The sequence below is a fragment of the Paenibacillus sp. sgz302191 genome (genome assembly GCF_057749925.1).
Genome location: NZ_JBYLHY010000003.1, coordinates 328,469 through 341,043, shown reverse-complemented (window position 1 = coordinate 341,043; position 12,575 = coordinate 328,469). Strand labels below are relative to the sequence as shown.

General features: G+C 52.9%; 7 protein-coding genes. 3 read left to right on the top strand and 4 right to left on the bottom strand.

Going from position 1 to position 12,575, the window contains the following annotated elements; genetic code table 11:
- Nucleotides 1–33: 33 nt before the first annotated feature.
- The 4 genes from AC3G2T_RS06440 to AC3G2T_RS06425 form a co-directional block, all read right to left on the bottom strand.
- The gene (locus tag AC3G2T_RS06440) at nucleotides 34–987 is read right to left on the bottom strand and encodes a carbohydrate ABC transporter permease (RefSeq protein WP_474679571.1); all 954 of its coding nucleotides are present in this window, start codon (nucleotides 985–987) and stop codon (nucleotides 34–36) included.
- A gap of 90 nt (nucleotides 988–1,077) precedes the next feature.
- The gene (locus AC3G2T_RS06435) at nucleotides 1,078–2,550 is read right to left on the bottom strand and encodes a type 2 periplasmic-binding domain-containing protein (protein WP_488434909.1); all 1,473 of its coding nucleotides are present in this window, start codon (nucleotides 2,548–2,550) and stop codon (nucleotides 1,078–1,080) included.
- A 21-nt stretch (nucleotides 2,551–2,571) separates the two neighbouring features.
- On the bottom strand, nucleotides 2,572–5,601 hold the full coding sequence (locus tag AC3G2T_RS06430) for a DUF4838 domain-containing protein (protein ID WP_488434908.1): 3,030 nt from the start codon (nucleotides 5,599–5,601) through the stop codon (nucleotides 2,572–2,574).
- A 307-nt stretch (nucleotides 5,602–5,908) separates the two neighbouring features.
- On the bottom strand, nucleotides 5,909–8,149 hold the full coding sequence (locus AC3G2T_RS06425) for a helix-turn-helix domain-containing protein (RefSeq protein WP_488434907.1): 2,241 nt from the start codon (nucleotides 8,147–8,149) through the stop codon (nucleotides 5,909–5,911).
- A gap of 179 nt (nucleotides 8,150–8,328) precedes the next feature.
- Between AC3G2T_RS06425 and AC3G2T_RS06420 the strand changes: the two genes are divergently transcribed.
- The 3 genes from AC3G2T_RS06420 to AC3G2T_RS06410 all read left to right on the top strand — a co-directional run bounded on the left by AC3G2T_RS06420 (nucleotide 8,329) and on the right by AC3G2T_RS06410 (nucleotide 12,467).
- Nucleotides 8,329–9,903: an extracellular solute-binding protein gene (locus AC3G2T_RS06420; protein ID WP_488434906.1), complete on the top strand. Its 1,575-nt coding sequence runs from the start codon at nucleotides 8,329–8,331 to the stop codon at nucleotides 9,901–9,903.
- 290 nt (nucleotides 9,904–10,193) lie between these two features.
- On the top strand, nucleotides 10,194–11,579 hold the full coding sequence (locus AC3G2T_RS06415) for a right-handed parallel beta-helix repeat-containing protein (protein ID WP_488434905.1): 1,386 nt from the start codon (nucleotides 10,194–10,196) through the stop codon (nucleotides 11,577–11,579).
- Nucleotides 11,580–11,636: 57 nt separating this feature from the next.
- Nucleotides 11,637–12,467, top strand: a complete 831-nt coding sequence (locus AC3G2T_RS06410; protein WP_488434904.1) for an AraC family transcriptional regulator — start codon at nucleotides 11,637–11,639, stop codon at nucleotides 12,465–12,467.
- Nucleotides 12,468–12,575 lie beyond the last annotated feature (108 nt).

The following is a 12,575-nucleotide window of genomic DNA, read 5'->3' as shown; positions in this document are numbered from 1 at the left end:
TCCAAACATGCCCCCGGCAGCGTCCGTCACGACTCAATATTCAACAGTCCGTTCGGGTAAATATTTGTCCATCAGCAGCTTCGCTATCACGAGAATGACAAACAGAAACATGCCGACGGCCGAGGCATACCCGTAATTGTGGGACTCATCCCCGAACGCAAGATTGAAAATGTAAAGCCCGATCACGTTCGTCGATCCGGCCGGACCGCCGTTTGTCAAAATCAGCTGCTTTTCGAATCCCTTCAGTGACCCCAGAACGAGAAATAATGCGCTGACGCGAACGATCGGCATGATCAGCGGCATCGTAATCCGGAACAGCCTTGTCATATGGCCGGCTCCGTCCAGCAGGGCCGATTCGTAGAGCGACTTCGGGATCGTCGTCATGGCGTTTATGAAGATGATGACGTACAGGCCGACGCCGCCCCATACATATGGCGGAACGATCGCCGCGAGCGCTGTTCGCGTCTCCCCGAGCCAGTAGTAATTTCCGATCGGAACGCCGATCAGCCGCAGCAAACCGTTCAGCAGCCCGAACGATCCGTCGTAAATGAAAGCCCAGAGAAGGGCGATGACGACCGTCGGCAGCACGTTCGGGAAGAAGAAAAGCACTTTGAAGAACGAGGTTCCTTTGAATCCTTTGTTCACCAGCAGATAGGCCAGCAAGAGCGAAATCAGGATGACGGAAACCGGAATGACGGCCATATAAAACAAATTATGAAGCAGAGCGTTCCATACGTTTTTGTCCTGGAACAAGGCGACGTAATTGTCGAGTCCGACAAATTTCGGCTCGGAAATGCCGTTCCAGTTCAGCAGGGAGTAGTAGATCGACAACAGGTTGGGATACAGCGTGAACAGCAAGTACCCGCCGTAGGCCGGCGCAATAGCGAGCAGAAGAAAAATAAGCTTCTGAGAGCCGGCTTTTTGCAGCCGCTTTTTCGCTTTACCGGTATACGCGGACGCGCTAACGGTCGATGTTGTATCGTTCAATGCGGCAGCTCCTTTCAAAACGGTCTGAATTTTCAAAAAAAGGAACAAGGGAGAGGGCTTCGCACTGGCTTCGCGCCCCCCCTTGCGGTTTTATTTCTTTTGCGCTTCGATCGCTTTTTGCATCAGTTTTTCCGCTTCCTCGAGCACCGGCTTCGGATCTTTTTTACCGGACGTAATCTCGGTCGTGTTATCCAGAATCAGCTTCATGGATTGCTGGTAACTCGGGTCGGACAGGGTGCTGTTACGGGTGCTGCCCGACATCTTCGTTTTGTTGATCTTCATGAATTCGAGCATCGCCTTCGGGGCTTTCTGCAGCTTGGCCGCGCGCGCAGCGTCATCCGAGAAATCTTTGCGCACCGGGAGCTGGCCGCCTTTCTCGGCGATGAATGCCTGAACGTCCAAATTCCACATCCAGACGTTGAACTCTTTGGCCCATTTTTTGTTCAAATCCGGCTTGGCCGCCCAAATAAAATGGCCGTTTGCGGCTGCGGAGCGAATCCACATCGTACTGTCGGGCTTATCGCTCATCGGCACGGACATGAAGCCCCATACGAAATCTTTCGGGATGGAATCCTTCATTTCATTCTCCACATAAACGCCGGTCGAAACCATCGCGGCTTGCCCCTGGATCATTTGCATTTGCGATTGCGTATGGGTCAAAGCCGCCACGCCCTCCGGAAAATACCCTTTCTTGCCGAGCTCGAAAATGCGGTTCCAAAGCTCCAAGCTTTCGGGGGCCGTATGCTGCGGCAGCTTGAAGTTGGTGTAGTCGTCCTGGTACTTGCTGCCGTTCAGTTCGGCCAGTTCGAACATTTTAACGGGACCGAACGCATTTTCGATGTAGCCCGGGTATTTGCCCGGATACGTGATCGGAATCATGCCCTTGGCCTTGATATCCCCAAGCAGCTTGACGAATTCGCTCCACGTCTTCGGATTTTGATTCCAACCGTTCTTCTCGAACAGCGTTTTGTTGAAAAACAATCCGGAGCCGCTACCGGCTGAGGGAAGTGCATACAATTTCCCCGAAAACCGGTAGGCCGCCGATTCGGGTACTCCGTCGAGCGCCATTTCCTTTACCGTTTTCCCGCTCATGTCATACAGCTTATGATTCCACAAATCGTCCTGCGGTTCGAGCTTGCCTGCGGCTACGAGAGGGATGAGCGCGTCGCCGCCGCCGGGAAGGTTGCCGTTGAACAGGTCGAACATGTCTGCGTCATTGCCCGCGGATATTTTCGTGTTGACGACTTCACCGATTTTCGGCGAATAGACGACTTCGAAGCTGACGTTCGGAAATTTTTTCTTGAACGTGTCCATAGCGTAATCGATATATTCCCTGCCCATGCCGCCTTCGAAAAAGCCGAATTTGAGCGTAACCTTCTGATCCTTCGGCAGTCCGTTTTCCGGGTAAACGTCACCGCTCTGCGTGCCTGCGGCCGGCGAAGCCGACGATTTGCCGTCGCCGGTATTACCGGCTTCCTTACTGCTGCACGCCAGCGCGGAGATGGAGAGCATCGCAATCGTAAGACCGACGGAAAGCGTTTTGTAAAGTCTGTTTTTGTTCACGGCAAATCCCCCTGTTTATGTTTATGGAGTTTTGTAAGCTAGCGTATAATCGTCAAGATAAATGCCGCCTGTCGTAAAGCCGTCGACGATGGCTACCATTTGTACCGTAACGGCATTATTCGGTATTTGTCCGGTGAATTCGATGTCTGCCCATGTTCCCGAGGTGGCGGCGATCGGCTTCGCAACGGATTTCAGGGTCGCAATGTTTTTGTTGTTCGCATCCAGCATATTGAAGGACAACTGGATCGTCCCGGTCGTCGCGGTTCCCGGCGGCGTGTAATAGTAAACCCGGGAAGTGACGGTGCCGGCCTGATCGACAGCCACATTTTGCACGGGGCCGCCCCGTGCCATATTGCTCAAGAGCAGGCTTGCCGTTCCCGTTCGGGAAACGCCTTGGACGCGCTTGATCGTCCCCGTCGACGCTACCCAAGACTTCCAAGGGGGAGCATCTGTCGTTCCGGACTCGAACGATGCGTTGTCGTTCAACTGCGGCACTCCCGAAACGACTTGCTTCGCCTCGAAGTCGTCGAGATACAATTCGCCGCCTTCCTGAAATCCGTTGACGGTGACTTCGATTTTCACATTCCGGACGGCGTTGCCGTTAACCGCTGCCGGTATATTATTAAGCAGTCTGATTTCCGACCACTTGCCGAGCGATCCGGAAAACGGCGCCTGCGGGCTTTGCAGCGACGAAAGCACGCTGCCGTCTGCGCCCAGCAGATGGAAGGACAGAAAAATCGTACCGACCGATTGCGTCTCCGGGGTTACATAGTAGCGCAAGCGCGCGGCCATCGGCCCCGGTTGGGCGGGAACGGTCTGGCTCAGCCCTCCGTAATAGAAGTTGTGCACGTATATGCTGGCGTTGCCCGAATACGCGAACCCTTCCTTACGCTCGAACTTGCCGTATTTGACGATCGACGGCGTCCAGTTCGAGGCTGTGTCGGTCCCTTGCTCGAACGATGAATTTGAAACCAGTGAAGGCGCGGTTTCCAAGGAGCTTAGCAGCCGGGCGTAATCGCGCAGGGCGGAGGGCTCCGGAAGAATGGCCAGCGCTGCCACCCGTTGCCGAACCGGTCCTCCCGCAGGTTCCTGCGTTTTCATGTAATCGGCTAACTGCCAGAACGGATTCTCGTTCCAACCGCTCCAGACGAGCTTGTATACGGTCGGATCGATCGGGTGGTAAAGCAGCAGGTCGGTCTTGAATTCTTTAACCAATTCAAGACGTTTGTTCGCCAGCCGGATGTTTTCCTCCATCGTTGCTTCGACCCGATCCAGCATTTGCAGCGCTTCCGTTTCGCTCTTCGGCGGCTCGGTTTGTTTCGGATAGCTGAGCGCGGAAGCCTCATAGTATTCGAATGCGCGCAGCAGCATGCGGGCTCTCGCTTTCTGCGGGTCCGTCACCGCTTTGGCCAGCACGGATTCCAGCAGTTGACGGCTTTGGGCAATCATATTATCCGTCACCGCATTCAAATACAGCGGAGAATTGAACCAAAGAAATGTCGTTCCTTTACGGCTTTGAAACCAGGGAGTGCCGAGTACGTCCACTGTCCAAAACTTTTCCCAGATCGCATAATAGGCAGCCAAATCGGAGGCGGCCGCAGGTCCGACGGCTCTCACATACCATTCGCTCAGAAGCGCATCCACATCCTGATACGGGTTCCACTGCAGACGGGCGCTAACCCAGGGCTTCGGTCCTTCGCCCCAATTGGTATACAGCTCCGCGTACTGGGCAACCGTCCCGTGTTCCTTGGCATAGCGGTAATTGTCAGCCATCAGGTGGGGATAATTTCGCGGCACCAAATAAGGCGTTCCGTATATATAATCGTACCAGCCGATGCTGGCCGCCTTGGTATTCCACTGTTCATGCGTTTGCTTGCCCTTCTGGCTGACCGCGCTGTCGGCCCAGGCCATCCGGTCTTTGGTAAGGAACGGGACAACCCGCGGATTGAGCGGGAAGGACGGAGGATCGTTCACTTCCTGATAGGCGAGTACGCCGAACCACTTGTCGGGATATACCGCCAGAACTTGCTCGACAACCTGATTGACCCACCCGTAATAAATATCGGACATATCCGGAATGCCGAGCGAATTGTTCCGGTGCGGGTTAGCGGGGTGGTTCGGTTCCGCTTCGCAGAAACCGCCTCCGTCGTTTACCCCGAGCGAGTACGACGTCTCGTTCGGATTGTTCCGGAAGTACTCGACAATGGTGTACACCGCCGCCTGCACCGTGCCCGGCTCCGTAAAGCAGGGCTGCCAACCGGTCGAAACGCCCTTGGCCGGAATATACCTTTGGCCGTTCCGCAGCGGATAAAACTCGGGATGCGAGCTTCCGTATGTCTCGGACGGGAACAGGTTGTAAAGATTGTGGTGAAAATTGATGCGGGTTTGCAGCCGGTTGCGTTCCGACCATGTCCGCTCCTCCGGTTTCGCGTAGGACAAGGACAGCGGGCTGAATGTCCGCGAAAGGAAGGCCGGTTCTTCCCGTATATCGGTTCTCGGCACCGCAAGATCGGTCCGCTGCGGCACATCTTCGCCGTCCGGTCCGGGCATGAGCCATCTCACGCCGACATAACGCTCGAGAAAATCATAGACGCCGTTTTTCGTCCCCCCGCTGCTCGGCCCGATAATGGTCAGGCTGTTGCCGTGCGGATGGATGACAAAGCCGTCGCTGCCGAGACCCGCCAATGACGCCGTCACATGCGAATCGCCCCCGGAGGCTGTAGTCCCGACGTATATGCGCAAATATCCGTTCATCGGCCCGCCGCCGGCATGCAGCTCCGCTTCGGTCATTACCGCAAGCGGGGCTCCAGTCGATTTGCCGACATATTCGGCAAGCGTATCGGCCGCCGCTTTTGTCCCCTCGTCCGCATCGGCGGCGATCAGGATGACGGCACGCGCTTGTCCGCCCCTGACAACTTCCAGCGGATGCTGACCCTGCAGCCCTAGCTGATCTAGCTGATCCTGTTGGTCCTGCCCAAAAGCGGAAATCGGCATAAAGGTAAACAACAGCACGATGACAATGAATAACGAAATTCGTTTTGTTACCCGCATCCCCCATCTTCCCTCCTCTTCATAACTTCATACGTACAAACCGGTCTCCAAATGACCAAACCCCCGTGCTGCGTTCCGTATCCTGTGCTTGCGTCCAACACATCCCCCCGAATTGATTTTGGGTCTTTCGGCATTAACGATAGCACCGCCGATGCAAGCCGTATATATAAGTTTTTTTACCGGATAGACGAAAATTAAAATGGCCGGTGCAAATAAAAAAATGCCCGGGCCGGTATTGTCGGTGCATACCGGCCGCAGGCCTTGTCTGATGATTTTTTCAGCTGCGACTTTTTTTAAAATCTCTTAGTCAGACCGGGCCCTTACGGAAATTTCCCGGCGTGCTGCCCGTATATTTCTTGAACGCCCGGATAAACGTAATCCCGTGCAGATAGCCTACCTGTTCCGCAATTTCCTGCACGGTCTTGTCCGGGAATTCCTTGAGCAGGACGATCGCCTTTTCCATCCGGGTCTGCGTGACATAGTCGATAAATTTGACGCCGAATTCTTCTTTGAACAGCCGGCTCAAATAGCTGGGGGATAAGCCGAACTCGCTTTCCAGATGCGCATGGGACAAGTCGGGATCGCTGTAATGATCCAGAATGTACTGTTTGACATCGAAAATGAGCTGATGATTATGCTTGTTGGCGCGCACCAGCCGCATCTGTTCCGCCGTTTGCTCGAGAATGCCGTAAAACTCGCGAACCATCGCTTCGGCCGTCTCGCGCTGCCGCAGGGTGTCGTTAAGCCGCTGATGCGGGCCATCGTTCCATACAGCCTGCAGTTCGTCGGGAAGCTCCGCGATTTCTTTATGCAGATGATCGAGAAGATAGTGCAGCAAGCTGTTCAGCTCGCTTTTGGAAAACAGCTTCAGGCGCAGCGTCTCGTCCAATTCGTGATAATGCGTCTTCCACGCCGGGTCTCCCGACCGGAAAGCCTGGCAAAGCGAGCGAATGACCTGCAGCTGCCGGAATGTTTCGCCCTGCGGCTTCGTGGAGAGATCGGAAGACATGATCAGACGGTTGGTCCCCAGCGACGATTTGTAGGCCAGCGCTTTAGCCGCACTTTGGTACGATTTGGCGGCATACGCGATGTCCGTCTGTGCGGTTCCGATGCCGATCGTAACGGTAAAAGCTATGTTCGTCTCCACCCAAGAGCGCAGCTTCTCGACCGTCGCGATCGCGGCTTGCTCGGTTTGTTCCGGCGACCGGAGCAGGTAAAGCACCCCCATCCGCCGCTCGCCGATCCACTCCGACCAAACGGATAATCCGTCCGCTTCGACAATTTCTTGATAGGCCATCTGGATGACCTGCTTGAGCAAATATTGGTCGGGGCGGCTGAATTGCTTGCCGAATTCGCTGAACTCGTCGATCTCGACCAGAGCGATGAAGAAAAGGCGGCAATCGAGATCGATCCCGACTTGCTCCGATTCCGTCTTCAAGCCGGCAAATGTACCTTCCAAAAGCTGCAGGAACAGATGCCTTTTCCGGTAACGCATGTTTTTCTTGTTTTGCTCCTCAAGCAGCCCCGATTGAGCGAGCAGTTCTTCGATGGCCGTCTCGATATATTTGAATTCGTCGCCCTTGGGCTCAAGCAGCAGAGCCTGCTGCTTCTGCACGGAATATTGAAAGATCCGGTTCGTTATCGTCCGAATCGGCATATAATTCCGTCTCGTCACATAGACGAGCCAAACGATGCCTGAGGCAATAACCGCAAAACCGAATGCAACCCACAGGTAGAACAGCGAGCTGACCCATTCCGCAATGCTGGCGCCATAGATGCCGCTGCGAATCGTCCATCCCGTATAGTCGGATTGTACATGCGACCATTCCTTGCGGTTTTTGGCGCCTGAAGCGGCTGACGGTTCCTGCAAACCGTCCGAATCCTTGGCGGCGAAGACGGTTCCCTTGGAATCGATCAGTTCCAGATAATTGAGCCTGGAATCGGTCATGCTGCGGATCAAACCGCTTAAATGATTCGTGCTGACATTGACGACGATCAGGCTGCGGCTGGAAAGGTCGGCGAACTTGACGAGACTGACAACCTGGCGCGGTGCGGGGTCATTGAGCAGCTCGCTGAATGCTCTTCCGTCGGTCCAGCGGAAAGGCAGCAAGCTCGATACATTACTGCCGACAAATTGCTTGTCTCCGAAATCGTCCAATTTAACGAACGTGTTCGGTGTAAGAATCATGTTATCTTCGGAGCGGTAAAAGTAGATGGAGTCGATCAGCCGATTGTTCTCCATCATTTGGCGCAATACGGCGGCTGTCTGATAATCCGTATATGTGCGGGTTTGCGAAGCAGCCGATTTGAAAAAATCTTTCAGGGGTTCATTGTCAAGAATTTGCTGAACGAGGTACTCGTCAAGACCGCCAAGCGCGCTGTCGATCGATTGCATGACATGATGGGACAGCACTTCGTTTGCTTTTAATGCGGAGTTTTTTGACATTTCGCTGATAGTCAAATAGGCGATCAACAAGAGGGACAAGCTGATGACGAAAAAAACAGGCAAATACGAGAGCAGCATCCGATAAAACAAATTTTTCCGCATAAGCGCCTCCTTCCGGTTTCCTCATCTGCATCATAATGAAATCCGATCCTAAATGGCAAGAGCGAATTTTCCAGGGAAAGCTATTTCAATTCGCGGCAAATCGTATTAACATAATATCAACATAAGTATCAACATAGACATGATACTGTGATTATTCGGCATTGGACGGAGGGGAAATTGTGAAGCGGGCAATGATCGGAGCGATTGCGTCGACAGTAATTTTGGCCGGAGTAACGGCTGCATTTTTGATGAAACATGATTCTTTTGCCGGACGTAGCGACGATTCACGGCAGTCCAATCCGGATGGACGGTTATCTTTGCATATCCTTGTAACCAGACCGGATTCCGCTTCTCTGCCTGTGCCGTCGCTCGATTTCGTCCGGCAGGCGATCGAAACGAAGTTTCGCGTCCAATTAAAAGTGACGGCGATGACAGAAGACGACTACAAGACTCGGCTGGCCGCTTTGCTTGCCGCAAACGACCCGCCCGATATGTGGCTTGGGCTCGGTTCGGACGGAGGCGCGTCCTATGCGTTGGACAACGCCCTTGCGGACATGACGCTGTTCGTATCGCCGACAACGATGCCGAACTATTTCAAATATTGGATGAAGGAAGAAGAGCTGCGCCAGTACCAGTTTCACAACAAGTTCATGCGCGCTCCGGTCCCTTACGACAAACAGGCGTACAGGGCTTACTATATCCGCAAAGACTGGCTGGACCGTCTCGGACTGCCGGTTCCCGATACTTACGATGCCTACGTACGGACGCTTCAAGCGTTCACTTTCGACGATCCGGACGGCAACGGGAAAAACGATACGTACGGCTTCACCGCCTCCGGCGGCGGTGTGAGCTTGTCTACGGATTGGCCGGAATACGTCAAGAACGGGCTGCTGTATCCAGCATACTACGACGGGAAAAGACTCGTCGATATGCAGATGGACGAACGTGTCGGCCATGTCGTGGACGACATCTTGAAAGTGATAAATGCCGGAGTTGTGGAGCCGGACTGGTTTTTGAACAAACGAAACGATACTGTCGATAAAGCGGTTCGCGGCAAGGTCGGCGTCGTGTTGGGGAGTACAACGGACTTTGCCTACGACTCCAACCCGAATAGTCTCCAAACCCGCAGCAAAGCCATCGATCCGCATGCGGACTGGGTCCCGTTCAATCCGTTCGGCCATGAACCGCTGCAGGCTGCCGTCATGCCGGGTTCACCGTTCGTGTTCTCGAATAATGCCGCCGGCCTGAATCCGGACAAACTGAAGCGGCTTGCCGAGATTCTGGATTGGCTGTGCGGGGAAGAAGGATTTTTGCTCACTCATTATGGACTTGAGGGGAAACATTATACGCGCCAGGGGAATACGATTACACTGATTCCATCCGCGATCGAGAACGATATCGTCAAGAAAGGCAATTTTCTCAACATTTGGGACTTTTTCACGCCGAATGCTCCTCAGGCTTTGGGCCTTACGGTGAACGATCCGCGGATGACGGCAAGGGACGCAGCGATTTCCCGGACGCTCGCCGGCATTCCCGTACACGAAGGCATAGGAACAACGTTGACGCCGCCGCTCGGAGTAAGCGCCGAAACGATGCGCGACAAGCAGAACGAACTGCAGGTGAGAATGCTTTTTACGGATAAATCGGGGAAAAATTGGCCGGCCTACCGCAAGGAAATCATGCAAAACTACAACGGCAACGAGATATTCAGTCAGTATGACATCAAAATCCGTGCGGCCCGCGAAGGCAAATAACGTTCTGACGAAGATAACGGTTGACAACGGTCGCCGATATCGGAGTCAGAACGTTTTTTTTCCGCGGTGGACAAAGCTTATTTTAGAAAAAGTCTATATGAGTTAAAAATAATCGCACGTTTTGCGCGGTTATTTTGATTTTTGCTCATGTTTTCAAAAATGTTATATATACTGCGGCGGCATGTCATGGTACGTTAATTGGCGTAATCGATTCAAAAAGGATTGAGATTCGGCCGGCCGATGATCGATCCCCGCTAATCACTACTCGATGCATTGAGGGAGGGATTGGGATGAGTGTTGAAGAAACGGATAACAAAGGGATGAGCAGAAGGAAGATGCTTGCCGCTATAGGGGCGGCAGGACTGGGCGCGCTGGCGGGCAGCGCGCTGCTGGGAGTGCAGCCCGCGTATGCTTCGACGGTCGGTTGGATTAATGTTAAGGATTACGGTGCGGTTGGAAATGGCAGCACGGACGACACTTCAGCCATTCAAACGGCGGTTAATGCGTGCGTGACAGCCGGCGGGGGAGTCGTCTATTTTCCGCCGGGAGACTACAAAATCACGGCAGCCATACAACTATCCGGTCTTCAGCTCGTCACCAATTTGACAGGCGCCAAATTCCTTACGTTGAAGGGGGAAGGGGAGAACTCCCGGATCGTCGCCAGCGGCATTTCTTACATGGTCACCGCCAGCGGTACGAGCAATATCGAGGGAGTCCGGTTCGAGAGTTTATCGTTTTACAGCCCGAATCGAAGCGCTTCCGCCATCGACTGCTCGAAATTTTTGCGTTGGTCCGCAGAAGACTGTTTTTTCATCTATCTCAATAACGGCATTCGATCCACGAATGCGTCCTCCATCTGGGTATGCCGCCTGCAGAACAATCGCTTCGAGAGCTGCAGCAGCTTTGCCATCGACATTCTCCAATGCTACGATTTCACGATTGCCGACAACATCATCGAGAATTGCTGGGGAGGCATTAAGATCGGCGCGCCGAGTACAGGGCAAAGTTTTGCCGGTAACACCATCCGAATCGAGAATAACGTCATCGAAGGCATATCGATCAACCCTGCTATCCAAACTTCTACTTTGATTGCTTCGAAAATAAGCGGGAACTATTTCGAGGCCAATTCCGGCGGAGATATCGAAGTTCATGACGGTCCTCAATTAGGTTTGATCATTGAAGCGAACAGCTTTTCCCCTACTTCAACGCAAAAAAGCCAAACGCCAACGTATTATCCCGTCAAACTATCGCTGCCTAACGGCGTTCACGTGATTAGCAATTTCAGTACCTATTGCCTGGTCGGTGCGGTCGATTCCGGCTTCAATACAAACTCATGCATCTTTTACCACGGCAACGTCATTTCTACAGGGTCCACATACATGGAGAACGCTATCGTCGCAAACTTAGCCAAGCTCTCGCACGTCCAAGCCAATCAAGAGTTCGGCTTGTCCGCGACGAAAGGATTTTACCGGAACCATCCCTCTTACGGAGAACGCTATATCACTTACGGTGGGACCAATCCGCAGACGACGCCGGCGAACTACGGGAGTCGAACGTGGAATGCAGGGGATATCGTCATCAATTACAATCCTGCCGCAGGAGGGTATATAGGGTGGGTTTGCGTGGCCGGCGGATCGCCGGGGACGTTTAAAGATTGGGGAGCCATACAGCCGTAGCTTTAGCGGAATCGGAACGGCAGGCAATTTGATCCGACATTGAGAGGAGGTTGTTTCATGTTACCTTTTAAAATATTTCCGACTACAAGTGGTAACATGCATCATTCTCTTCCGCTCCGGCTCCATTCGGTCGGGTACCACAGCCAGCCTCCGGTTCATCACCCAAACGGCATACATTTCTGTCAGTTGATCATCGGAAAAAGAGGCAGAGGATTGTTTCGAGTGTCCGGCGAAAAAGAATTCGTGCTGAATAGCGAGCAGGCGGTCATCATCAAGCCCGTAATCAGGCATGAATATCGCGCGTTGGATGACGTGTGGGAGACAGCGACCCTTTGGTTTGATTGCAATCCTTTCGTTTTATCGCAATTTCGCATGCAGACGCATAAGCCTATGGAATTGCTCTCCTCGAAACGAGCGATGGAACTTATTGAGTTATTATGGTGGCAGGGAGGCGAGGAGGAAGGAGTGGCATCCAAAACCTCCGAGTTGATTTATTCGCTGCTGCTGGAGATCAAATTGCAATCCGCGGGATTTCAAGAAAAGGACTCCAATCCTGTATTGACGACACAGAAAGTGATGGACTACATTCATATGCATTATGCGCGAAAGCTGACTCTTGACGAACTTTCCAATTTTTCCGGTTATACGCCTCAGCATTTAAACCGGATTTTTAAAAAGGAATCGGGCTGTTCCGTCTATCAGTATATTTTGAGGATACAGTTGGAACAGGCAGCGAATATGCTTCGAAACCAAGAAATGACCGTGGAGCGGGTAGTCTATGAAGTGGGGATGGAATGGAGATCTTTTTACAGGCTGTTCCAAAGGATGTACCAGGTTTCTCCGGGTGAGTTTCGGAATCAAGTAAAACGCAGAACATTCGGTTCATAATACGAAATACCGTGAGCGAATTTAGCTTGCGGTATTTTTTTATTTCTTTAGGGGTTGTTCGTTCATTTTCACCATAATTAGGTTCAGTTCGTACATAACAAATTGTTA

Coding starts and splice junctions, on each gene's coding strand:
- AC3G2T_RS06430 (WP_488434908.1), bottom strand. CDS start 5,601: ATGCGGGTAACAAAACGAATTTCGTTATTCATTGTCATCGTGCTGTTG.
- AC3G2T_RS06425 (WP_488434907.1), bottom strand. CDS start 8,149: ATGCGGAAAAATTTGTTTTATCGGATGCTGCTCTCGTATTTGCCTGTT.
- AC3G2T_RS06415 (WP_488434905.1), top strand. CDS start 10,194: ATGAGTGTTGAAGAAACGGATAACAAAGGGATGAGCAGAAGGAAGATG.
- AC3G2T_RS06410 (WP_488434904.1), top strand. CDS start 11,637: ATGTTACCTTTTAAAATATTTCCGACTACAAGTGGTAACATGCATCAT.